Raw genomic sequence first — 23,759 nt, 5'->3', positions numbered from 1 at the left:
GCGTCGTGGACAGTAAATCCATTCATGACTAGTCATAGTTGATATGAGAAAAACTGATTTCACTGACATGGACGGCAAAGTCCTGCGCACCTTTCTGACGATCCTCGAGGAAAACTCGGTCTCAAAGGCCGCCGACCGGCTGGGCGTGACCCAATCGGCGATCAGCCACACCCTTGCCAAGCTACGACAGGTGCTGGGTGACCCGTTGTTTGTGCGTTCGGGCCAGGGGCTAACACCGACCGAGCGCGCCTTGTCGCTAAAAGAACCGGTCCAGCGCGTTTTGGACGGGATGCGAGCGCTGACCGATGACCGCCCGTTTGACCCGCAAGCCGAAGAGATCAGCGTCCAGATCGCTACCAACGACATGCCGCGTGAATTGATCTTTCCACCGTTGCTGCATGCGCTGCGGAGCGAAGGCGTGCGATTGCGGCTGGGCTTTATTCCATCAGGTGTCCCAGACCCTGATCTGTTGCGCAGCGATCGGTGCCAGCTGATGCTGACCCCACTGCCACCGGACGGGCCGGACATCTTCCAGAAACGTATACTGGTCAGTCCGCTGATGATTTTTTACGACGCCGACCAGCGCAAGCCGCCGGACAGTTGGCAGAGCTATTGCCAGACCGAACATGTCGAGGTGCGTTTCACCGACGGGCGCAGCTCTCGTGCAGTGATGCGAGGGGTGGATCAGAACCAGATCCGGCCACCCACCGTCACCCTGCCGCATTTCAACGCCATCCCGTCCTTTGTGAAAGGAAGCGACTTGATCTCAACCGATACGGCGCTGATGAAACAAGGTCCGCTGGCGGCCCTGGATTGCACACCACTGCCATTCGAGTGTGAGCCGGTCTCAATCTACATGGTCTGGCATCAGCGTTCAGCAAACGACCCGGCCCATCGCTGGTTGCGCGAACGGATCGAAGGCATTGCTGCTACGCTTTAGACTTGAGACAGCAGCCAATCCCTCATCAGAGTTACAAGTTGCGGCTGGCGTGGAGGTTTCGGCATGACAACATAAAACCCGAGATCTTCGACCAAAACGTCGGAAAGCGGCTGAACCAATTTGCCTGACGCAAGTTCGGACGAAACCAAAGGCGCATTGGCCAAAGCAATCCCCTGCCCCGACACTGCGGCATCAATGGCAAGGCTGGTCTGGCTGAAGTTCATCATTCTCGGCTTGCCGGTGACACCCAAGCGTTCAAGGAATAACGGCCACAACCCGTGAGTATCGTTCAGAAGGGTTTGGCCAGACAGATCCGAAGGTCGTGAGATGCAGTGCGCAGTCCGCGGACAGCACACAAGAATAAATTCAGTTGAAAATAGAGGCTCTGCCACAAGGTTTGCGCCAAATGGCGCCCGCCCCTGCCGCACCGCAATATCCACACCGTCGCCTTCGAAATCCGCAAGACGCTCGCGCGCGTCCACCTGAACAGAGATGTCGGGATGCTGGGAGGTGAAATCATTCAAACGCGGAACCAACCATTTTGACGCAAAACTTGGTGTGACTGAAATCGTTATTTGCAGGTCGTCCGAAAGGTCATCGACCGCCTCTTCAATCAGGCGGAATGCCCGGCGCAACGGCGTGTGAAATCGCCGGCCGGCCTCGGTCAGCGCAAGGCCTCGCGGCAGTCGGTCGAACAGTTTCTTGGCCAATCGCGCTTCGAGCCCGCGCACCTGTTGGGCAACGGCGCCTTGTGTCACACCCAATTCTTCGGCTGCCAATCGGAAGTTCAGATGCCGAGCGGCAGCTTCAAAAGCCCGGAGGGCGTTTAAGGGGGGCAATGCAGCCATAGGTTTATCCTGTAGATTTTCTACAGCATAGAAACAGAAGAACTGATTAGTCAAACTCACCTGGCAAGCGCATCTTTTGGGGAGAGCAAAACGGAGATATCACATGACTAAAGTAGCGCTTATCACGGCAGGCGGCAGTGGCATGGGCGCAGATTCCGCCCGACGTCTGGCCGCTGACGGGTTCAAAGTTGGCATTCTTTCGTCCTCGGGCAAGGGCCAGATATTGGCACAAGAATTGGGCGGCGTCGGCGTAACCGGCTCAAACCAGTCGACCGACGATCTGCAGAAACTGGTCGATGTGGCGCTGGACCATTGGGGGCGCATTGATGTGCTGGTCAATTCGGCTGGGCATGGCCCTCGCGCACCGGTGCTGGAACTGACGGACGAAGACTGGCACACAGGCATGGATGTCTATTTCATGAATGTCGTGCGCCCCACCCGCCTGGTCACGCCGATCATGCAGGCGCAGGGCGGCGGTTCGATTATCAATATTTCTACCTTTGCCGCCTTCGAGCCTGACCCGGTCTTTCCGACCTCGGGCGTGTTCCGCGCCGGGCTGGCGGCATTCACCAAACTGTTCTCGGACCAGTATGCAGCAGACAACATTCGCATGAACAACGTCCTGCCCGGTTTTATCGACAGCCTACCCGAGAAAGAAGAATTCCGCGCACGCATCCCGATGGGCCGGTATGGACGCAGCTATGATGAGATCGCCTCGGTCGTCGCCATGCTGGCATCTGAGGGCGGCGGATATATCACTGGCCAGAACATCCGTGTCGATGGCGGCATCACCCGGTCTGTCTGAGGTTCAGAACCGCGCCTTGATAAGGTGCGTCAGCGCCGCGCCGGTTTCGAAATAGGCGCGGCGCAGGCTGGTCCAGCTCTCGCGATGCTCAGGCACTGCGGGCACCGGCAGCAGCGAGGGTTCGTTCTGCAACAGACTCTCGGCCATCAGACGGCCAAAAACGGTACCCGGTCCAATACCCCGGCCGGAAAACCCGTGCGCTGACAAAGCATTGGGGCCAATTTGCGTGATCTTTGGAAGGTGGTCCGAAGTCATGGCAATCCGCCCGTGCCATCCGTCGTTCAGCGACTGACCGGCAAGCTGCGGAAAAAGCTCGGTAAGTTTGCGCCTAATCCAGGCAGTGTGAGCAACGCGGCCTGCCTGCGCAAGATCACCCATTGCACCGATGACAAGCCGCCCCTCGGCATCCATCCGGAATGAGGTCATGATCAGCCCGGTATCCCAGCACCCCTCACCACCCGGTAGAATAGTTGCACGCAAATTGTCTGACAGCGGAGCGGTTGAAAACTGAAAGTAATAAACCGGCACATAAGCCGGAGCCGAAGCCTGAAGACCCTGATGGTAGGCGTTGGTGGCTTGTATCACCGACTTCGCGCGCACCACGCCCTGACGCGTTTCCAATGTCCATACGCCATTGGCGTGCTGCATTTTTTCAACGGGGCAATGAGAGATAATTCTCGCCCCGGCCTCAGCAGCGGCCCGGGCCAGACCCCGGACATAACCCAGCGGCTGGATCGTCCCCGCGCGCGGATCGAATAGAGCACCGTGGAACGCCGCGCTTCCGGTACGGCGCGCGGCCTGTTCGCCCGATAACATTTTAACCGGCGCCCCCGTGCCGGCCAACTGTTCGTGACGCGCCTGCAAATCGCGCAATCCCGACGCAGAATGCGCGCAATGCAATGTCCCGTTGCGCACTGGATCACAGTCGATACCGTGCCGCTCGATCAAATCGAACACATCTGCAGGCGCCTCTGCCAAAAGAGAGATCAGCCGGTCCCCCGCGTCTTGACCCAGACAGGCGCGGATTTCGTCGGGCGGCACCCAAAGCCCTGCATTCGCCAGTCCGACATTGCGGCCTGACCCTCCATGCCCGATCTCTTGCGCCTCGAGCAGGCAAACAGACGCCCCGGCCTGCGCCGCAGTCAACGCAGCGGAACACCCAGTATAGCCACCGCCAATCACCGCAAGATCAACGGTTGCCCCCTCGGTCAAAGGGCGAGTCTCGGCCTTTTCGCGACATGTTTTTAGCCAAAGGGTTTTGTTGTGGTCGCTCAATGGGGGCTCCTTGCAACTTCGCGGATCATCTGGGTTGGGTCAGCCAGTTGCAAGCGCCCTTTGATCCTCGCGACCCATGGCAATCAGGAAGGGCTCGGTCTCTTGCCGCGCTTGAAACGCCGCCTTGTCCTCCATGCCTTTCCAATCCGCCAGAACAAGTGATTGTGCCACAGCACCGCCCAACGTCGCGCCCGGGCCGGTAACGATGAACAGATCAGGCGCGAATTCGCGCGCGGCGGTCTGGACGGCGCGGGTAAAGTCGTAAGCCTCGGTCACCTGATGGCCCAGCGTGTAATCCCACAACGCTTGTGTATCCGTCGCCCCCGGCCACCAGATTTTACCGCGCCCGTCAATTAGCGGACACTCTGGCTGGCCAAACAGGTCTGGCCTCAGCCTCGCTTGCCCTTCTGCAGCGACCGGGGCCTGCAAGGCTGTGTGAAACGCCGCGTGGTTTGCCAGCCGCATCGGAAACCGATCTTGAACAACGGGTTGAGAGGCTTCAAACGCCGCCAACCCTGGCTCATTCCCGGCTAGGACCAGCATTCCCCCAAGATCGATAGACAGCGCCAGATCACAACCGTCCATCCCGTTGATGTGCGCAACGTCGGCCAGAAGGTCAGCTTTGCGTGTGGCGTCATAATTCCAGTTGTCATCGACAAACGGGTAAACCAGCTGACCACCAATAAGCTGCTCCTGCATCAATGTGCCCATCGTGTTCACCACACGAAACCCGTTTTGCGAGGACAACGCACCCCCAGCGGCCAGGGCAATGTACCAGCCCATCGAGTTCCCCGTGACAGCAACCACCTCAATATCTTCGGCCAGAGCCTGTGCATCCGCCAGCGCCGCAGCATAGATCAGCGGAGAGGCGACGTCGCCACGCGAATACTTGCTCATCGTATACCGGCTCGTTCCGTCCAGCGCGGTCACGGCCTCTTGCCCCATCTCGGCGCGGATTGCGTCGAAGCTGCGGAACAGGTCCATCTGCTGTCGGTGATGACGGTGCAGATACCCCAACTCAGGCTTATTGTACGTGCCCCGACCGGGGCAAATCAGAACGGCTGTGCGGGTCATGAACGACCTCCGGTCAGCTTCAACGCGGCCGCAACTATTCCGTCCTTGGACGGCAGCGGCGCTGCATAGGCCGGGCCGGTGGCAATAAAGCTGTCTTCGGCCACGACGCGCGCTGTTGGGGTTGAGGGGAGTTCTTCGGCAAAGAACGTCATCAGTGCCTCGGACTGGCTGCCTGTGCGGCGGCATTCGTCCACGACCAGAACATGCGCGCAGGGTTTAGTCGCCTCGCGCAGGGCATCGACTGGCAGAGGCGCCAGCCAGCGCATGTCGATGATACGGGTCTTCACGCCTGCGGCTGCCAACTCGGGCAGCGCCTGTTGCGACAGATAGTGTCCATTTCCATAAGTGACGATGGCCAGATCGGTGCCATCTCCGTCCATTCCGATCTCGCCCAGCGCGATACGCTGATCGGGTGAAGGATATGTTGTCATCCACCCACCGTCCTGCGCCTCATGCAAGTCTCGCATCGGATAGAGCGCGATAGGCTCCAGAAACACCACCACCCGCTGCTCTTCACGCGCGAGGCGCACACATTCGCGCATCATCTGCGCAGCATCCGACCCGTTCGACGGACAAGCAATGATAACGCCCGGAATGTCCCGAAGCACGGCCAGAGAATTGTCGTTGTGGAAGTGACCGCCGAACCCTTTCTGGTACCCCAAACCCGCAATCCGCAACACCATAGGGTTCGAGAATTGCCCATTCGAGAAAAACGGCAGGGTCGCGGCCTCACCCCTGATCTGGTCTTCGGCATTGTGCAGATAGGCGAGGAACTGAATCTCGGGGATCGGGATGAACCCGTTATGGCCCATGCCAATCGCCAAGCCCAAAATGGACTGCTCGTCCAGCAGGGTGTCGATTACGCGGTCGGGACCAAAACGCTGCTGGAGCTTCTGGGTCACGCCATAAACGCCGCCCTTACGGCCCACATCTTCGCCCATGCAGACGATCTCAGCATGTTCCAGCATCAGATCGGTCAGCGCCCAGTTGATCAAACGGCTCATGGGCTGGGGCTCACCCATCGCGCGCATATCGCCACCGAATGCCTTGGTTCGTGCCTCGGCGCCGGGGCCGTTGGTGGGTTTACAGCTGCGTTTCGGCGGGATCAGGCTCGCCATCACTTCGGACGCATTGGTCAAGTGGGGGCGTGTTGCCGCCTCAGCCGCAACGCGATCCGTACGGGCGCAGGTGTCGGTGTAGATTTTCAACGCCTGTTCCGGGGTCAGCGCACCCGCATGGTCCAGCAATCGCACTGTATGCAGCAGGGGATCGTTGGCCTCATCTGTCTCGACTTCGGCTTTCGACAGATAAGTGGTCGGAACATCCGCGCCTGCGTGACCGTAAAGGCGCACTGTCTTCAAATGTAGGAAAGCAGGTTTGCGACGGTTCCTCACATAATCGGCTGCTTCTTGTGCAACGGCATAAGTCTCGTAGATATCCAGCCCATTGGCTTGGAAATACTTGATACCCGGCCGATGTTCCATCGACATCTGTATCCAGCCCGTCGGCGTTTTAACCGATATGCCGATCCCGTTATCCTCACACACGAACAGCAGCGACAGCGGCATCGACTGCACACTGGTCCACCCGGCGGTGTTGATCGCCCCCTGCGCCGTGGAATGGTTGGCGGAAGCGTCCCCAAAAGAGCAGACCGCAATCCCGTCCATAGGCAATTCGCGATGCTCGGGATCATGTCGCCTTGCCGCTCCTAGACTGTAGGCAGCGCCGACTGCTTTGGGCAGGTGGCTGGCAATTGTCGAGGTTTGCGGAGGGATCATCAGCGCTTTGGAGCCCAGCACCTTGTGACGACCACCGGAAGTCGGGTCTTCTTTCGAACATGCAAAGCTCAGCAGCATGTCCCAGGTAATCTGCTGACCAGGCACCTGCTCGGCCCGGGCGATCTGAAACGCCGCGTCTCGGTAATGCAAGAATGCAATATCGGTTGGTCGCAACGCATGGGCAACGGCTGCCATCCCTTCATGCCCAGAGGACCCGATCGTATAGAACCCTTGCCCGGCTTTCTGCATCGCGCGGCTGGTACGGTCCAGCGCCCGGCTCAGAACCTGAGATCTGAACAGTGATACCGCATCGCTGTTGGTCAAACCCGAGCGCGGCGTCGCACCATCGGGAAAATCGCGCCGAGCCACGCGGGTCAGGAAATTTTCGTGAACGATCTGAGCGCGATCCATGGCCTGTTCCCTGATCCTTTCCAATTACATACCGGCGTAAACGCAAACCCGGTACGCCCCTTTTTTGCAGGCTTTAGCAAGCAGAGGCAAAACAAAGCTGCGCCCATCTTTAAAACCTAGATTTGTATCGGACTGGCGCCCGGTAAAAGCCAGTGATATTCCATTCGAAAGGTATGAGGATTAGTCATATGATTGCCCCGCGTCGGTTTTTGCCTTCGATCCCCTCATTGCTGGCACTTGAGGCGGTCGATCGCCTTGGCAGCGCCTCAGCCGCTGCGGAAGAGCTTTCGCTGACACAAAGTGCGATCAGTCGACAGCTCAAGGCGATGGAACAGCAATTGGGCGTCGACCTGATCCAACGCAGCCAGATGCGGCTGCACCTGACCCCTGCGGGGCAGGAATACGTTCAGGTCGCCCGCGCTGCGCTGAACCAACTGGCGCAGGCGTCGCTGAAGCTCAAGGCAAACCCGACGGGCGGTTCGCTGAACCTGTCCATCCTGCCCGCCTTTGGCATGCACTGGCTGGCCCCACGCCTGCAGGATTTCGCCCGCCGCCATCCGGAAGTTACCGTAAACCTGAACACGCGCTTACGCCCGTTCGATTTCGAAACCAATCATTTCGACGCCGCGATTCATTTCGGTCAACGGGATTGGGCGGGGGTTAACTATCTCTCCCTCATGCGCGAAGATGTCCTGCCTGTGTGCGCGCCTGGTCTATTGCCCGACAACGCAGATGATATCGGATGGCTGACACAGGCTCCGTTGTTGCAACTCGAAACACGACCCGACGCCTGGGAGAAATGGTTCGCCGCACAAGGCCGCGAGATCACCGGAATTCGCGGTATGTTGTTCGACCAGTTTTCGACCATGGGCCAGGCGACCATCCATGGCCTGGGTATCGCGTTGCTACCCAGCTACCTGATCGAAGAAGACCTCAAGGCCGGGCGGTTGGTTCTAGCCTGGCAAGGTCCCGGGGTAAGCCTTGGACAGTTCTTTCTTGTATGGCCACAATCCCGAGCGGAATCGGAACCGCTCAAATCATTCCGGGCATGGCTGAAAGAACAGATATAACCTGCACACGTCAAATTTTACCCAAGGCACCTGCCTGGCCCAACGGGAGGAGATGTTTCGCAAGAAACATTGACTACGGGCGGAAGAGGCTTTGATCTGATTATTTATCCAGCGAACGAGCGATGAGTTCCTTCATGATCTCATTGGTACCGCCATAGATCATCTGTACGCGCGCATCGGCGTAGAGGCGGGCAATTGGGTACTCCATCATGTACCCATAGCCACCAAACAGTTGCAGGCACTCATGCATGATCTCATTCTGCACTTCCGAGCCCCAGTATTTCACCATCGAGGCTGTCGCCGCATCCAGCGTTCCGGCCTCAAGCCGCGCTATGCAGTCATTGACGAAGCTGCGCAGAACCTCGGCTTTGGTCTTGCATTCTGCCAGCTTGAACCGCGTATTCTGAAAATCCATCACACGTTGACCGAACACTTTACGTTCCTGCGTGTATCTCACCGTTTCGGCAATGGCGAAGTCGATCGCGCCCAGCGCCCCGATGCCGATGGTCAGTCGCTCCCACGGTAGCTGGCTCATCATCTGATAGAACCCTTGCCCCTCTTCAGCGCCCAGAAGATTGGTCATCGGCACCTTGACGTCCTCAAAGAACAGCTCGGCCGTGTCATTGGCTTTCATCCCCAGCTTTTTGAGGTTGCGCCCTTTTCGAAAGCCCTCTGCGCCTTCGGTTTCGACGGCAATCAGAGAGACCCCCTTGGACCCTAGGGTTTTGTCTGTTTTGCACGCCACCAGGATCAGATCCGCCGACTGCCCATTGGTGATGAATATCTTGGAGCCATTCAACCGGTAGGAATTCCCGTCCTTTTCTGCAGCCGTGCGAATGGCTTGCACGTCCGACCCGGTTCCGGGCTCTGTCATCGCCAGCGCGCCAACCATCTCACCCGACGCCAGCTTTGGCAGCCACCTCTGCTTTTGGTCTTCGCTGCCATAGGCGTTGATGTAGTGAACCACGATGGATTGAATGGCATAGCCCCAGCCCGAATCTCCGTGCGAACACTGCGCGTACATCGTAACTGCATCGAAACCGATCCCGCCCCCTACACCACCATTGGCCTCAGGTATCGCACCGGCCATCAGCCCCATCTCACCAGCCTTGCGCCACATGTCGCGATCCACGACGCCGTTCTCGTTCCAGCGGTCGATATTGGGGACCAATTCATCTTCCATGAACCGGTTTGCCATTTCCGCGAACATATGGTGCTCGTCCGTCACCCAGCTCGCAGTCGAGGTAAACAACGACATACAAAACCCTTCCCTTATGTCTTGCCAATCAGGCTAGCGCGGGAGGTTTCGCTTTCCAATCTGTCAACAGGCTTGCAACGCAACGTCTTTTTCGCCCAATGCCCGATCAGGCCAGCGCAGCATCCAATAGAAGCTGAGCAGCAGCCTTGGCTTCTCGCGCGGGCTCACAGGATTTCAGAAACACTGCCGTCACGATTGCACCTTCCTGCAATAGCAGGATCTGACAAGCCAGATTTCCGGGGTCACGCGCGCCAGCCCGGCGAGCAAGATCGGCAAAGTGATCCAGCATGATCTGCTTATGCTCGGCCGATTGCTTATGAATCGGGTGATCCTTTTCCTGAAACTCCGCGCCAGCCTTGATGAACATGCAACCGCGATATTCTTCCTGCTGGAACCATTCGCCCAGCGCATCAAAGCTGGCGAGCAATTGTCCGGCTGGTGTATCTGACATCTCGCTGATGCGATGCAAAAAGTCTTCCCGAAAGCTTTCGTCACGCAATTTTAGAGCAGCGAGGATCAGGTCCTCTTTGGTGCGGAAGTGCTTGTACATTGAGGTTTTCGAGACACCCGTTTCGGCAACCAGCTTATCCATACCGGTCGCATGAAACCCATCGCGATAAAAAACCTGCAGGGCATTGCGGACCAGCTCATCTCGTTTGTTTGGGCGCATGTATCGGTTCCTAGGTGTACAGATCAGTACATAATGCTCAATGCGCCATACGACAACCGCAATGAAACCTCGGGTCAGATTTCAAAATAAGACTTGCAAAAGTTTACTGATCGGTACACATTGAGAACAGGATGTACCGATCAGTAAACCCTGGAGCCCTCAGATGAGACGCCATGCCAGCCTTTTCTCTCCGCAATACGTCCCTGTTTTGTTGACCCTCGCCATGATCGCTGCCGCACTGGTATGAAAGACCATGACATGAGCCGCCCGCCTTTGCCTCCGTTCACGCGAGACACTGCGATTCAGAAAGTGCGCATGGCGGAAAATGCTTGGAACAGCCGCGATGCAGATGTTGTGACCCCGGCCTATACAGATGATAGCCAATGGCGAAACCGGGCTGAATTCCTGAGCGGTCATACGGATATCCACGCCTTCCTGACCCGCAAGTGGAACAAGGAACTGGATTACCGGCTGATCAAGGAATTATGGGCCTATTCCGGCAACCGCATTGCGGTACGGTACGCCTATGAATGGCGCGATGATAGCGGGCAGTGGTTCCGGTCTTATGGCAATGAAAACTGGGAATTTGCCGAAGATGGTCGAATGGCCAAACGCCATGCCTCTCTGAATGATCTGCCTATTTCCGAAGAGGATCGACTGTTCCGCTGGCCCCAAGGCCCTCGCCCAGACAGTCACCCGGGCCTGTCTGAACTTGGGCTCTGAAAGGACCTGATATGCCGCGCGCCTTTTCCGAACTGACTTTCACCCCCGCTGTCCGGGCACATCAGGAAAGGATGGGTTCGGCAAAAACTTACGCGAAGTTCATTGAGGATGGCCCGCAACAAGGCCATCAGATCGGTCCGGCGGAAAAGGCGTTTATCGAGGCGCGCGATGGTTTTTATCAGTCAACCGTTTCAGAAACAGGCTGGCCCTATGTTCAGTATCGCGGCGGGCCTGTCGGGTTCCTGAAAGTTCTTGGCCCGCAGACAATTGGCTATGCCGATTTCACGGGCAACAAACAGTATATTTCGCGCGGGAACCTGGATGGCAACGACAGGACTGCACTGATCCTGATGGATTACGCCAACCAGCGGCGGCTCAAGGTTCTAGGGCGTGTCGAGTTTACCGAAGGTGAGGCCGCTGCAGCCAGCCTTTACCCTGAAAGTGCCCAAGCCCCTGCCGAACGTGCCGTCATTATTCAGGTGGAAGCACTGGACTGGAACTGCCCGCGCCACATTACCCCTCGGTTTACTGAAGCTGAACTGCGCCCGCATCTGAACGCACTGGGTCAGCAATTGGCGCAGCTTCAGGCTGAAAACGAAAAATTAAAGCAGGAACTGACAAAACACACCTGATCCTGCTGAGCGGGACAGCCAGTCCCATCAGAACTCAGAAGGCCCACCAATGCTGCGATCTACATTAAATATTGCCGGCCTATGCCTGATCGGGGCTGCACTTTTGATCTTGGCCCTTTTGGTTGCATTCTTTGCGTCGCCTCAATCTGTGCGCTCGTCTCCACCTGCTACACATGACTCACTTTTAATGAAGCAGCTTTCGAACAATTGACATTCAAGGGAATATTTCCAGAAAACCCACCATTCCCCTTGACCTTCCCGTGACTGGAACCCCCATTTGAAGGGTGAAGAACCACTAGGGATGAGTCGGATGGCAGCGCCACGAACAACTCAGTTGAAAATATCGGGCATGGGATGCGCGTCGTGCGTAGGGCGCGTAGAAACGGCGCTGCGCGATGTGCCGGGCGTGTCGGACGCCACCGTCAATTTCGCAACTGAGACCGCACAAGTCACCTATGACGGCAAGGTCAGCGCATTAACTGATGCTCTCACGCTTGCCGGATATCCGGCGAATGTCCGGCAAACGAGCTTGAGTATCGGCGGGATGAACTGCGCCTCGTGCGTATCAAAAATCGAGCGGGCGTTGGCAGCCGATCCGTCGGTGGTCGAGGCACAGGTTAATCTTGCGTCTGAGAGCGCACAGGTCAGCTATGTTGAAGGCGCGATAGACCCGCAAGCTCTGGCGCAGCTTTGCACTGATGCCGGATATCCAGCGCGCGTGACAGACGCGACGGCTGATACCTCCGCCGAGCGGGCTAAAACCAAGGAGGCTGCCGCCCTGACGCGCGCGACGATGTTGGCCGCTGTTTTAGCTCTGCCTGTGTTCGTTTTAGAGATGGGCGGCCATATGATCCCGGCCTTCCACCACTGGCTTCACGCGACCATCGGCATCCACACCAGTCATTTGATCCAATTCGCGCTGACCACAGTTCTTCTGCTGGGGCCGGGGCGGGTGTTCTATGCAAAAGGAATCCCGTCTCTGCTGCGCGGATCGCCGGACATGAATGCGCTCGTCGCTTTGGGAACGGGGGCGGCCTACCTGTTCTCGGTCACAGCCACCTTTGCTCCGCAGATTTTGCCGCAGGGCAGCGCCAATGTGTATTACGAGGCCGCCTCGGTCATCGTGATGCTGATCCTGCTGGGCAGAGTGCTGGAAGCCCGCGCGAAAGGTCGCACCGGAGCCGCGATCCGCAAGCTGGTAGGGTTGCAGCCCAAGACCGCCCGCGTTGAGGTGGATGGTAAGTTCGTTGATCGCCCGATCGCCGACATTGCGGTCGGGGACATCCTGCAAATCCGGCCGGGCGAAAGGGTGCCGGTGGATGGCGACGTGCTGGAAGGCACCTCATACGTTGATGAAAGCATGATCACGGGCGAACCGGTACCCGTTGGAAAATCGCCCGACGATCAGGTCGTCGGCGGTACAGTCAACGGCACCGGCGCGTTGCGCGTGCACGCCACACGGGTCGGCGCGGATACAGTGCTGGCGCAGGTCATTCGGATGGTTGAACAGGCGCAGGGGGCCAAACTGCCAATTCAGGGGCTGGTCGACCGGATCACCGCCTGGTTCGTGCCGCTTGTCATAGCTGTGGCACTGTTGACAATAGCGATATGGCTTGTTTTTGGCCCGGCGCCCGCGCTGCCGATGGCGCTGGTTACGGGCGTATCGGTTCTGATCATTGCCTGCCCCTGCGCCATGGGACTTGCGACACCAACGTCAATCATGGTCGGGACCGGGCGCGCGGCCGAGCTGGGCGTATTGTTCCGCAAAGGCGATGCGTTGCAGCAATTGCAACAGGCCAAGGTCATTGCATTTGACAAGACCGGGACTTTGACGCTGGGACGGCCGGAACTGGAGAGTGTCACGACTGTGAACGGCTTTGACCGCGACGTTGTTATTCGGCTGGCTGCAGCGGTTGAGGCGCGCTCGGAACACCCCATTGCGACTGCGATCACCCGCGCGGGCCCTGAAGAGGTTCCCGACTTATCAGAGTTTGAATCCCTCACCGGGTTGGGTGTGCGCGCGAAGGTCGAAGGCCACGATGTTCTGCTCGGCTCGCCCCGCTTGATGGCACAAAACGCTATCGAACTTGCGACGCTGTCAGCTGAGGCTGATCATCGCGCCAATCAAGGCGCGACACCTTTATTCGTTGCTATCGACGGTCGGGCGGCTGCGCTGCTTGCCGTCTCGGACCCAATAAAGCCGGGCACGCAACAAACACTGGAGCGGCTGCATGCGATGGGCCTGACACTGGCAATGGTGACCGGCGACAATGCCCGCACGGCGCAGGCGCTGGCCGACAAGCTGGGTATCGACCATGTCACAGCCGAAGTTCTGCCAGACGGTAAGCTGGCAGCGATCAGCGGGCTGCGCGACCAGTTCGGCACGCTGGCTTTTGTCGGGGATGGCATTAATGACGCTCCGGCGCTGGCGGCGGCGGATATCGGCGTGGCCATTGGCACCGGGACGGATGTGGCGATCGAAACGGCGGATGTGGTGTTGATGTCCGGCGATCTGCGCGGTGTCGCCAATGCGGTCGAGATCAGCCGCCGCACCATGCGCAACATCCGCCAGAACCTCGGTTGGGCTTTTGGCTATAACATCCTACTGATCCCGGTCGCTGCAGGTGCGCTGTACCCGATCAGCGGGCATCTTCTGTCCCCGGCTCTTGCCGCCGGGGCGATGGCCTTATCCAGCGTCTTTGTGGTGTCGAACGCGCTGCGCCTGCGCCGCGTGCGCGCCAGCCTGCCTGAGGCACCTCAAGGCCACGAAACACAGGAGGTCACGCCGTGAATATCGGAGACGTTGCGACCCAAACCGGCCTGCCCGCCAAGACGATCCGGTATTACGAGGATATCGGCCTGATCAAACCGATGCGCGACGACAATGGCTATCGCCGATTTCGCAACAGCGATGTACACAAGCTGAACTTTCTGGGACGCGCTCGCGCCTTGGGCTTCACGATCGAAGATTGCCGCACACTGATGGCGTTATATGAGGACGAAACCCGCGCCAGTGCCGATGTCAAAAAAGTCGCCCGCGCACATCTGGCACAGATCGAGGCCAAGATTTCTGATCTGAATGCCATGCGGGACACGTTGGGCCATCTCATCGACGCCTGTGCCGGGGATGACCGGCCCGATTGTCCGATCCTGCAGGATTTGGGTGGCAAGCCCTGACGCGGGGTTGCTCTTTGCGCGTGGCTTTGCTTTGTCTCTGCCTGACAATCCGTTCTTCCAAATGAAATGGGTCGGATAACAGAGAGGATCACCATATGGCAAAAGTTGCGTTTCTGGGCCTGGGCGTCATGGGCTATCCAATGGCTGGTCACCTGCAGGCGGCAGGTCATGAGGTGACCGTTTACAATCGCACCGCGGCGAAGGCCGAAACCTGGGTTGCTCAGTACGGCGGCGCGATGGCGACCACCCCGCAAGAGGCCGCGCAAGGCGCTGAATTCGTTATGGCCTGTGTCGGCAATGATGATGATTTGCGAATGGTCTGCACGGGCGAAAGCGGAGCCTTTCACGGGATGGCCGAAGGTGCAACCTTCGTCGATCACACCACTGTCTCCGCCAAGGTGACCCGAGAACTTTTTGCAGCTGGTCAAAGCATGGGCATCGCATTTGTAGATGCCCCGATCTCGGGCGGCCAGGCTGGTGCCGAGAATGGGGTTCTTTCGATCATGTGCGGCGGTGAGCAGGCCGCCTATGATGCGGCTGAACCGATCATGCAGGTCTATTCCAAAATCTGCCGCCGGATCGGAGACAGCGGCGCGGGCCAGATGACCAAGATGTGCAACCAGATCGCTATTGCAGGTCTGGTTCAGGGCCTCAGCGAAGCGCTGCATTTTGCCGAGAAAGCCGGGCTGGATGGCCGATCTGTTGTTGAGGTGATCAGTCAGGGTGCGGCGGGCAGTTGGCAAATGGCGAACCGTTATGAAACCATGTTGGACGATCACTTCGAGCATGGTTTTGCAGTTGACTGGATGCGCAAGGATCTGGGGATTTGTCTTGAGACGGCGAACGAAACCGGTGCGTCTCTGCCGGTAACGGCGCTGGTCGATCAATTCTATAAAGAAGTGCAAAAGCTGGGTGGCGGTCGGTGGGATACGTCCTCGCTGATCAAAAGGCTGCGCGCAGTGGATTGATACAAGAGGGGGCTGTCTGCCCCCTCTTGGCCCGTTGGGCCATTTCACCCCCGAAGATTTTTTTGGCCAGATGAAGGGGATCCCGGTGGGAAAAGGACAGGGAATCAGATGAGCGACATGATTGCATTCTGGGCGGATGCTGTGCGGACGCATTGGGGCTTGGATGCCAAGCTGACGAGGTTGGATGGGGAATATGACCTGAACTTCATGGTCAGGGCCACCAATGGTCAGGACTATGTTTTGAAGGTCATGCGCGCGGGCTGTGAGGCAGAATTCATCGATCTGCAAGTAAAGGCACTGGCGCATATTGCGAGCGAAGCACCTGGATTGCCATTTCCGCAGGTCTACCCGGACCTCACCGGCGCGCTGCTGCCGGAGATTGCCGATCTGGAAGGGAATGGGCGGTTAGTCTGGCTGCTGGAATGCCTGCCGGGGCAGTGCTATGCGATGGCTGCACCAAAGTCTGAAGAGTTGATCCTGAAACTAGGTCGCGTACTGGGTGCGACAGACAAGGCGCTGGAACGTTTTACGCATGACGGGCTGCATCGCGCAGATTTCAAGTGGGACTTGGCACAGGCAGATTGGATCGCGGATCAGTTGGATGTGGTAGCCGACCCTGCGCGCCGGAACTTGCTTTCGGAAATCTGCGACGGCTTCCGGGTGATTTCGGGAACGCTGGCGGGAATGCCCAAGCAGGCGATCCACAATGATGCCAATGATTACAACATTCTGGTCGAAGGTGAATTGGGACAGCGCCAAAGCATCTCGGGCCTGATTGATCTGGGCGATATGTGCGCTGCTCCGCGCATCTGTGATCTGGCGATTGCCGGGGCATATGTCGTTTTGGATCACCCCAAACCTGAACGCGCATTGACTGCTTTGGTACGCGGTTATCATGCAGCCAACCGGCTGCGCGCAGATGAGATCGATTTGATCTGGCCGCTTTTGCGGATGCGCCTGGCGGTGTCTGTCGTGAACTCGACCCTGATGGTGGCGGAGAACCCGGATGACCCCTATATAACCATCAGTCAGGCCCCAGCCTGGCGCTTCCTTGAGAATACGGGTGTGAATGGTGATCTGATGGCAGCCCGGCTGCGTTCAGCCTGCAGATTACCGGTGACGGATGGAGCCGAGCGGATCCATGCCTACCTGTCCGAGCATCGCGGCCAGTTCGCCCAGATGTTCGATCAGGATCTCAGCGATGTCCCCATGGGTTCGCTATCGGTTGAAAACTCGACATGGCCCCAAAACCCATTTCACATGCCGCTGGAAGAAGCCGCGCGCGTGGGTGAGGAATTCGGTGAGGGGCTCTGGCTCGGTTATTACAACGAACCCCGCCTGATTTATGCCGAGCCCGGATTCCGCAAGGGGCCTTGGAAAGCCTCGGACCGGCGCACGGTTCATCTGGCGGTGGATGTGTTTGCCCCCGCAGGCTCTGTGCTGCACGCACCGATGAGTGGCCGGGTTGAGGCGGTGGAAAACCGCGATGCGCATCTGGATTATGGCGGCGTGGTGATCCTGCACCATGAAACGCCCGAGGGTGATCCGTTCTATACGCTCTACGGTCATCTGGACCCGGAGGTCTGCGAGCGGCTTAATCCGGGTGACCCCGTGGCGCAGGGCGCGGCCTTTGCGCGGTTGGGCGATGCCAGCCAAAACGGCGGCTGGGCACCCCATGTGCATTTCCAACTGGCCTTGACGACGGACGGGATGCAGACCGACTGGCCCGGTGTTGGCGACCCGGACGAGATGGAATTATGGCACGCCGTCTGCCCCAACCCTGCGGCAATGCTGAATTTGCCGGATGAGAAGGTGTTCTACCGCCCGACCGACAAGCAGGCGATCCTGAAGGGGAGGCATGACCATTTTGGCGGCAATCTCAGCCTGACCTATGACGACCCGGTCATGTTGGTACGCGGTTGGAAGCACCACTTGTTCGACGAATGGGGCCGTCCCTATCTGGATGCCTATAACAACGTCCCGCACGTGGGCCACGCGCATCCGCGCATTCAGGCAGTGGCGGCGGATCAGCTGAAGCGGATGAACTCGAACACCCGCTATCTGCATCCGGCGCAAACGGCATTTGCCGATAAGGTACTGTCAAAATTGCCGGACCACTTCGAGGTCTGTTTCTTCGTCAACTCGGGCACAGAGGCCAATGAGCTAGCCCTGCGGCTGGCCCGCGCCCATACCGGGGCCAAGGGAATTGTCACGCCGGATCATGGCTATCACGGCAACACCAACGCGGCTGTTGCGATCTCGGCCTATAAGTTCAATAAGCCCGGCGGTGTCGGGCAGGCGGATTGGGTAGAATTGGTTGAGGTCGCGGACGACTATAGGGGGGCGTTCAAACGCGATGATCCCGACCGCGCCCGGAAATACGCCGATCTGGTGGACCCGGCGATTGCGGCCCTACAGGAAAAAGGCCAAGGCGTGGCTGGATTTTTCGCCGAGACCTTTCCCTCAGTCGGTGGTCAAATCATTCCACACAAGGGTTACCTGCCTGCGGTCTATGAGAAAATCCGCGCTGCAGGCGGTGTCTGCATCGCTGATGAGGTGCAAACCGGACTGGGACGCTTGGGCGAGTATTACTTCGGCTTTGAACATCAGGGCGCGCTGCCGGATATTGTCGTCATGGGTAAACCCATCGGCAATGGTCACCCGCTGGGTGTGCTGGTGACAACCAAAGAAATCGCACGCAGCTTTGACAACGGGATCGAGTTCTTCTCGACCTTCGGCGGATCGACCCTGTCCTGCCGGATCGGCAAAGAGGTTCTGGACATCGTCGACGACGAAGGCCTACAGGAGAACGCCCGCGCCATGGGGGCGCGCCTGATGGATGGCCTGCGCAAAGTCGAATCCGATTTCGCGTGCGTTGGCGATGTGCGCGGCATGGGCCTGTTTCTGGGGGTCGAATTGATAAACCCGGACGGGTCCGAAAACACCGAGATCTGCAAGTACGTCAAGAACCGGATGCGTGACCACCGCATTCTGATCGGCAGCGAAGGGCCGAAGGACAACATCCTGAAAATTCGCCCTCCTCTGACGATCGAGGCCGAGGACGTGGACATGATCCTTTGGGCTTTGCGGGACGTGCTGGCCGAGGTTGGCGACTATGCCCCTGCCCCCGTCTGCGACCATGACCACCATCACGCAGGGTGCGGGTGTCGCTGACAAAGACAAAACCCCGACGCGAGGTGAGCGCCGGGGTTTTTCGCGGACCAGCTGCTTAGTGCAGCACGGCTGCGGGGGGTTGATGCCCTGTCGTGGGCAGTGGGATGGACGCCGTCATACGACGCAAGGCCAGCCCAAGCTCTTCGGACAATGAGGCCAGAGCGGGGGCAAAATCCGGCCTTACGATCAGTGACGCCATCATCATAGCATCTTCACGAGCTCCTTCGGATGCGGCTGCGATCATCTGAGCAAAACAATTCTCGTCCGCACCTAGGCAAGAACAACCCAGCCCGTGGCGGACCAGCGGGCGGCGTCCGTGATGCGCACAAAGCGAACATAGATGATCCAGCGTCATCATCGCAGCGCCACCGCATTCGGCACCCAATGCCATCTCAAAGTCGCTGGCAGCGTCGGCGCGCCCCTGTGTCCCGTCCCCCCACAGCCGCAAATACATCACAGCCCCAGCTTCTATCGGATCAAGATCGGTCAGTCGACCAACGGTCGCCCCACCACGAGGGTTAAGCGTGCTCATTTGGTCAGGATCAGCTTGCCCGCGCGGGTGATGCGCAGCGTATATAACTGGTCGCCCAGTTCGATATGGGCCAGATTGCCACCTTGGGTCAGGTCTTCGGCCTTGTGGGCCGGAAGCATGGATACGGCGTAGGATTGAGTGGGATTCGGGGTCTGCATATTCATCAGGACAACTCCAGAGGGTCTCAGGCAAAATGCCTTGATCTATTTGCGGTTTTCGATGTTCTGGCTGACCCCAATAAGGGCTGGCTGATGATCTTTCGCATAATCTGATTATTTTAGTCAGGTATGTCAAGGCCCGTTCTTTCAATTCCCCCAAACTTACATGATTGCACCAGAAATTCAGGCGCGTTACGCCTGGCGTAACGTATCACTCCAAAGGGAAAACCGATGAGCGCAACAATCATGTTCGATCTGGACGGAACGCTGGTGGACAGCCTTCCTGATATTGTTGCGGCGACCAACAAAATGCTGGACGGCGTCGGCGTCGCACCCTTGCCGCAGGATCAAATCAAACAGTTTGTCGGTAACGGTCTACCCAAACTGGTCGAGCGTGTAATCCATCATCACGACCTGCCGATGGACCTTCATTCAGAGCTGACCCAGATAACTCTGAACCACTACAACGCAGCCTCAAGCGATAAGACAGTCGTCTATCCGGGCGTCCTGCAGGCTCTGAATGAATTGCGCGACATGGGCTGCGTTCTGGGGGTCTGCACCAACAAACCCGAAGCCCCGGCGCGCCATGTGCTAGAGGCGCTTGCACTGGCGCCGCATTTCGATGCCGTTCTTGGCGGTGACAGCCTGAAGACCCGCAAGCCCGACCCCGCCCATCTTGAGGCCAGCTTTGCCGCTGTCACCCCTGTTGGTCCGCAACTGTTTGTCGGCGACAGTGAGGTAGATGCCGAAACCGCCCAACGCGCACAGGTGCCGTTTTTCCTGTATACCGAAGGCTATCGCAAATCTCCGGTCGACGAGATACTGAACACCGTCAGTTTTGGCGACTTCGCGGCGTTGCCTGGGCTTGTCGCACAGGTTCTTTCCGCGATGGAACAAAGCGCTTGAACACCTTTTCCAGTGGGATCGAAACGGGTCACGGTCGGTGGCTGAGGGGCCGGCCGAGGGGGTAAGTAGCCAGCCCCTCACAGGGGAAAAGTGGTATCGTCCGTGTAACCCGTTCGATAAAGCACAGTTAACGAAACAACCTGGCATTCGATATTGGGGGTTTCCCGTAGCCCGAAGAAAAAATAAAATTTGCGCGATTTTTTGCCCTGAATCGCAAATGCTAGCGTGATTCAATTTCCCCGCGGGCCGCGCGGCCATAGCCAGATGTACAAGACGCCCGGCTTTTTGGCTTTTGTCGCCCGTTCAGCCTTTTGCAATCAATGTGGGTTCAGCGTGAATGCTTCTCCCACTCTGGGGAGAAGCATTGAACGCACTGAAACTTTAAGCGTCGCTGCTTACTCTGAGATCCGACCTTACATCAGGATGCAGCCTGAATTTTTTCAACTGCTTCGTCGGTGGTCCAAAGTCCATTGGCAACATAACGGAAGTTAATTAGGGCAGCCAAATACCCATCCCCTTCGGGAAGTTTCGCCGCCGCAGTGGCATCGCGAACAACAGCCACTTGATACCCCTGCTCAAGCAACTCGTATAGATGGGCCTGCAGGCACAGGTTGGCGGACATGCCAGCCAAAATAACCTTCGACACGCCATGTTTACGCAATTGTAAACTCAGGTCGTTGTTTTCAGGCCCATAGACTTTGTGAGGGCTGGCGACAATCGTTTCTCCGTCCAGAATGTACTCTTTGTACTGAGGCATGAAATCAGCACCCGAGCCATCGAAACCGTCCAGCGTCAACGGCCCTTTCCGATCGAACATTCCGATTTTGTGCATGAGTTTTTCAAGCGGACCACCGAAGGTCCAGCCATGATCGGACGGGTAATAGTAATGAGGCGAAATGGCGACAGTCATTCCCTGTGCCTTTGCAGCCTCAAACAGGCGACCGATGTTTTCGACAGTATTATGTTCCTGAACAGATGCCCCAACAACGCCCCAGGTGACACCGTCTTCGCTCAGAAAATCCACCTGCGGGTCGGTTACGACCAAGGCTGTATCAGACAATCCAACTTCCACGTCCGTCGGAGGCAGTGCTGGCTCACTTGGATCGGAATAGGAACCGTCTTGATCTGAAGCTGCAAGTGATTGCCCGGAAAGCAAAGCACCACCAGCCGCCAGGGCAACAGTGCTTGTCAATAACTGACGGCGGCCAATATCGGTTTCATTGTCGCAATTTGGGTTAGTGCACATAACACTTTCTCCTTGAATGGACAAAAACTGCGGACATAATAAAAAAAAGGCCGTGCCTTATCGTCTGAAAGGCGTCTTCTGGTGCTGGAAGTGGCCGCGGCCAGGCATGTCGATCGAACGCGTTCTGGAGACCCTAGAAATCAGAATGAGCCCCTTCGCCTTATGCGAACTGCGTGGGGATTGTCGTGTTGATTTCGGCGTTCGTCCTTTTGCCATATTGCACTATGTATTGGATGGCTCGGCAACTGTTAACATTGGGAATAATGTTGATGTTCAGCTAAGCCCGGGAACAGTTCTGCTGGCACCGGCATATTTGACCTACGCCTTTCATGTGACCAACGCGGGTGGGAGCACAAGGCCACGTAATCTGCCACCAATCGAAGGAATGACCAATGTTGTTGTCGGCGACAAATCGGTTGGGTCGCCTCTGTTTGCAATATGTGGACGTCTCGAAATCGCGTATCGGGGCAGTGGCGGTGCACTGAGCTTGCTTCGCTATCCGATTGTCGAGCACCTATCGCCAACAGACCGCGTGAGGATGGCGTTAGATCAATTCGTCTATGAAGTCAGCCACCCGGACATAGGAACCCGAGCACTGGCGGAATCCCTTTTGGAGCAATGCGTCATTCGATTATTCCGGCGGCGGCACAATGCTGGTGATCCGTCGTTGTGGTGGATTGACGGTGCAACAGATGAAAAACTCTGGCCTGCCATGGAAGCTATGCTCGAAAACCCGGAATTTGGTCACAATCTCGAAAGCCTGGCAGAAAGATGCGCGCTGAGCAGATCGGTTTTTGCGTCGCGATTTGGCAAGGCATACAAGATCGGACCTATCGAAGTACTTAGAAATATACGCTTGCGCAGGGCAGCCGACCTGTTAACCCGAAGTGATCTGCCCATAAAGCGGATTTCGGCAATGGCAGGATATCAAAGTCGAACCTACTTTTCGCGGGCGTTTAAAGAGGAGTTCGGTGTTTCGCCAAGCGATTTTAAAAAAATCGCAGCGGATTAGCCAACATTGGGTCAACAACAATTTTCTTACAACGTCGAATAAGGCTGCAAACTGACTGACTCAAAATAAACCTGCAGTATTTTACGATAGCTTAAAGCGAAAGAATGCATTGAAAGGCCTAGTCAGTTAGTTTGCGACAGCCGGGCACGGCTACCTCGCCCGCTCGCCGCTCGCAGGCCCGGTATCTCTACGCACAAGCAATCCATTCGCCGTAATGTTCTGGAAGGTGCGGTTCTGGATTTGCTGCGCAAGCGTTTGATGTAGTCCGGCACCGTGGCCGTATTTGTCAAATCTTTTGGGGCGGCGAGCTGCCAATCTTGCTCATCTCAGCAAACAGCGGTTCTGGGTCCAACCCAGTCGTTGCCGAGCAACCATTTGCTGGGTTAGCCTTGTCAGAATGAAGACGACCATCTCGTTAATCGGAACATGGGTATTGAAGAGTTTCGTCACCGAGTTTGAAGACGGTCCGCTCTGCTGCCCTATGGCAACAACCCGCAAGGCCGGATCGTCTACGCTGGCGATGGGTTCATGTCGGCTCATCTTTGGAACCCAGACACGCACGTCGAGGGAACCAAGTTAAGTGAAGACCCCAGCTACTTCTCATATTGCGGCGATTGGTCAATTGAAGGTGCAGTCATTCGGCACCGGGTTCATGCTGCGACCGAGGCTTCTTGGGCCGGGCAGGACAAATTGCGAATTATGGCACCAATCGGCGAACTTTTGGAGTTGACGGCGGAAGGGGTCGTTTTTGGTGGAAAGCAAGGACGGGGTATTTTGGTTTGGGAACGCCTTAAAAGATAGGCGGCAGCGGCAATTACTCATCAGCGGTCATTGCGGCAAAAGCGCAGTTCATATCGATGCGAAATTACCCAGAAAAGTACGCTCGTTCAGCTTGAAATGACCAACATCTTCTCTCAGGTTGCGGATGTTTGGTTACAGCTAGATATCAAGCCGCTAATTTGACCCTATGAATAGCCTTAATTGGTATGCAGAATTTGCAAAGCGAGTATGCGAGAATTCTTGGTAGTCAGAACTAGAATGGCCCCATATGTGCGTCAGGTAAATGAAGCTCCTGATGAGGATCAAGGCAATGGCAAAAGAT

22 protein-coding genes are annotated in these 23,759 nt (G+C 57.4%); 12 read left to right on the top strand and 10 right to left on the bottom strand.

All coding sequences use genetic code 11. The annotated features are described in order from the left end of the window. Nucleotides 1–43 precede the first annotated feature (43 nt). The gene (locus GOW93_RS17025; RefSeq protein WP_170386969.1) at nucleotides 44–940 is read left to right on the top strand and encodes a LysR family transcriptional regulator; all 897 of its coding nucleotides are present in this window, start codon (nucleotides 44–46) and stop codon (nucleotides 938–940) included. On the opposite strand, the gene GOW93_RS17020 is transcribed toward GOW93_RS17025, so the two are convergent. Beyond that, nucleotides 937–1,788 (bottom strand): LysR substrate-binding domain-containing protein, encoded by an 852-nt coding sequence (locus tag GOW93_RS17020; RefSeq protein WP_170386967.1) that lies wholly within the window; start codon nucleotides 1,786–1,788, stop codon nucleotides 937–939. The two genes, GOW93_RS17025 and GOW93_RS17020, sit on opposite strands and share 4 nt — an antisense overlap. Before the next feature lie 103 nt (nucleotides 1,789–1,891). Between GOW93_RS17020 and GOW93_RS17015 the strand changes: the two genes are divergently transcribed. Then, entirely contained in the window at nucleotides 1,892–2,593 is a 702-nt protein-coding gene (locus tag GOW93_RS17015) for an SDR family oxidoreductase (RefSeq protein WP_170386965.1), read from the top strand. Nucleotides 2,594–2,596: 3 nt separating this feature from the next. On the opposite strand, the gene GOW93_RS17010 is transcribed toward GOW93_RS17015, so the two are convergent. The 3 genes from GOW93_RS17010 to GOW93_RS17000 are packed head-to-tail and all read right to left on the bottom strand — an operon-like array spanning nucleotide 2,597 to nucleotide 7,131. After that, a complete protein-coding gene (locus GOW93_RS17010) occupies nucleotides 2,597–3,868 on the bottom strand; it encodes an NAD(P)/FAD-dependent oxidoreductase (RefSeq protein WP_170386963.1) in 1,272 nt (423 codons plus the stop codon). A gap of 39 nt (nucleotides 3,869–3,907) precedes the next feature. Further along, nucleotides 3,908–4,942, bottom strand: a complete 1,035-nt coding sequence (locus GOW93_RS17005; RefSeq protein WP_170386961.1) for an ACP S-malonyltransferase — start codon at nucleotides 4,940–4,942, stop codon at nucleotides 3,908–3,910. Continuing rightward, nucleotides 4,939–7,131 (bottom strand): dehydrogenase E1 component subunit alpha/beta, encoded by a 2,193-nt coding sequence (locus GOW93_RS17000; protein WP_170386959.1) that lies wholly within the window; start codon nucleotides 7,129–7,131, stop codon nucleotides 4,939–4,941. Before GOW93_RS17000 ends, GOW93_RS17005 begins: the two co-directional genes overlap by 4 nt. A 188-nt stretch (nucleotides 7,132–7,319) precedes the next feature. Here GOW93_RS17000 and GOW93_RS16995 point away from each other — a divergent pair, with 188 nt between their 5' ends. Next, nucleotides 7,320–8,201, top strand: coding sequence for a LysR substrate-binding domain-containing protein (locus GOW93_RS16995; RefSeq protein WP_170386957.1), 882 nt, complete (start codon nucleotides 7,320–7,322; stop codon nucleotides 8,199–8,201). 100 nt (nucleotides 8,202–8,301) lie between these two features. On the opposite strand, the gene GOW93_RS16990 is transcribed toward GOW93_RS16995, so the two are convergent. Together GOW93_RS16990 and GOW93_RS16985 are read right to left on the bottom strand one after the other, a co-directional pair. Beyond that, nucleotides 8,302–9,459 (bottom strand): acyl-CoA dehydrogenase family protein, encoded by a 1,158-nt coding sequence (locus GOW93_RS16990; protein ID WP_170386955.1) that lies wholly within the window; start codon nucleotides 9,457–9,459, stop codon nucleotides 8,302–8,304. A 106-nt stretch (nucleotides 9,460–9,565) separates the two neighbouring features. Next, nucleotides 9,566–10,129 carry a TetR/AcrR family transcriptional regulator gene (locus GOW93_RS16985; RefSeq protein WP_170386953.1) on the bottom strand — a complete coding sequence of 188 codons (564 nt, stop codon included), beginning with the start codon at nucleotides 10,127–10,129 and terminating at the stop codon, nucleotides 9,566–9,568. 258 nt (nucleotides 10,130–10,387) lie between these two features. Between GOW93_RS16985 and GOW93_RS16980 the strand changes: the two genes are divergently transcribed. The 6 genes from GOW93_RS16980 (at nucleotide 10,388) to GOW93_RS16955 (ending at nucleotide 18,803) form a co-directional block, all read left to right on the top strand. After that, complete coding sequence (locus GOW93_RS16980) at nucleotides 10,388–10,852, top strand: DUF1348 family protein (protein ID WP_170386951.1); 465 nt, start codon at nucleotides 10,388–10,390, stop codon at nucleotides 10,850–10,852. Between the two features lie 11 nt (nucleotides 10,853–10,863). Next, nucleotides 10,864–11,484, top strand: a complete 621-nt coding sequence (locus GOW93_RS16975) for a pyridoxamine 5'-phosphate oxidase family protein (protein ID WP_170386949.1) — start codon at nucleotides 10,864–10,866, stop codon at nucleotides 11,482–11,484. Between the two features lie 310 nt (nucleotides 11,485–11,794). After that, nucleotides 11,795–14,275: a heavy metal translocating P-type ATPase gene (locus GOW93_RS16970; RefSeq protein ID WP_170386947.1), complete on the top strand. Its 2,481-nt coding sequence runs from the start codon at nucleotides 11,795–11,797 to the stop codon at nucleotides 14,273–14,275. Further along, nucleotides 14,272–14,661, top strand: coding sequence for a Cu(I)-responsive transcriptional regulator (cueR, locus tag GOW93_RS16965; protein ID WP_170386945.1), 390 nt, complete (start codon nucleotides 14,272–14,274; stop codon nucleotides 14,659–14,661). Before GOW93_RS16970 ends, cueR begins: the two co-directional genes overlap by 4 nt. A 95-nt stretch (nucleotides 14,662–14,756) precedes the next feature. Further along, nucleotides 14,757–15,629 (top strand): NAD(P)-dependent oxidoreductase, encoded by an 873-nt coding sequence (locus GOW93_RS16960; protein WP_170386943.1) that lies wholly within the window; start codon nucleotides 14,757–14,759, stop codon nucleotides 15,627–15,629. A gap of 108 nt (nucleotides 15,630–15,737) precedes the next feature. Then, entirely contained in the window at nucleotides 15,738–18,803 is a 3,066-nt protein-coding gene (locus tag GOW93_RS16955) for an aminotransferase class III-fold pyridoxal phosphate-dependent enzyme (protein WP_170386941.1), read from the top strand. A 55-nt stretch (nucleotides 18,804–18,858) separates the two neighbouring features. Here GOW93_RS16955 and GOW93_RS16950 read toward each other — a convergent pair whose 3' ends face one another. Together GOW93_RS16950 and hemP are read right to left on the bottom strand one after the other, a co-directional pair. Continuing rightward, entirely contained in the window at nucleotides 18,859–19,335 is a 477-nt protein-coding gene (locus tag GOW93_RS16950; protein WP_170386939.1) for a hypothetical protein, read from the bottom strand. Continuing rightward, entirely contained in the window at nucleotides 19,332–19,499 is a 168-nt protein-coding gene (hemP, locus tag GOW93_RS16945) for a hemin uptake protein HemP (protein WP_170386936.1), read from the bottom strand. The genes GOW93_RS16950 and hemP overlap by 4 nt, the downstream gene beginning before the upstream one ends. A 225-nt stretch (nucleotides 19,500–19,724) precedes the next feature. Between hemP and gph the strand changes: the two genes are divergently transcribed. Next, nucleotides 19,725–20,399, top strand: coding sequence for a phosphoglycolate phosphatase (gene gph / locus GOW93_RS16940; protein WP_170386934.1), 675 nt, complete (start codon nucleotides 19,725–19,727; stop codon nucleotides 20,397–20,399). A 418-nt stretch (nucleotides 20,400–20,817) separates the two neighbouring features. On the opposite strand, the gene GOW93_RS16935 is transcribed toward gph, so the two are convergent. Further along, nucleotides 20,818–21,645, bottom strand: coding sequence for a cysteine hydrolase (locus GOW93_RS16935; protein ID WP_170386932.1), 828 nt, complete (start codon nucleotides 21,643–21,645; stop codon nucleotides 20,818–20,820). A 106-nt stretch (nucleotides 21,646–21,751) separates the two neighbouring features. On the opposite strand from GOW93_RS16935, the gene GOW93_RS16930 reads away from it, so the two are divergent. Next, complete coding sequence (locus tag GOW93_RS16930; protein ID WP_170386930.1) at nucleotides 21,752–22,657, top strand: AraC family transcriptional regulator; 906 nt, start codon at nucleotides 21,752–21,754, stop codon at nucleotides 22,655–22,657. Between the two features lie 321 nt (nucleotides 22,658–22,978). On the opposite strand, the gene GOW93_RS16925 is transcribed toward GOW93_RS16930, so the two are convergent. Continuing rightward, complete coding sequence (locus GOW93_RS16925) at nucleotides 22,979–23,197, bottom strand: hypothetical protein (protein WP_170386928.1); 219 nt, start codon at nucleotides 23,195–23,197, stop codon at nucleotides 22,979–22,981. Between GOW93_RS16925 and GOW93_RS20960 the strand changes: the two genes are divergently transcribed. Continuing rightward, nucleotides 23,186–23,458: a lipocalin-like domain-containing protein gene (locus GOW93_RS20960; protein ID WP_368039683.1), complete on the top strand. Its 273-nt coding sequence runs from the start codon at nucleotides 23,186–23,188 to the stop codon at nucleotides 23,456–23,458. The genes GOW93_RS16925 and GOW93_RS20960 overlap by 12 nt on opposite strands. Nucleotides 23,459–23,759: the final 301 nt, after the last annotated feature.

The sequence above is a fragment of the Ruegeria atlantica genome (genome assembly GCF_013032455.1).
In the GTDB taxonomy this organism is placed as follows: domain Bacteria; phylum Pseudomonadota; class Alphaproteobacteria; order Rhodobacterales; family Rhodobacteraceae; genus Ruegeria; species Ruegeria atlantica_B.
This window is presented reverse-complemented; position numbering and strand designations above follow the sequence as displayed.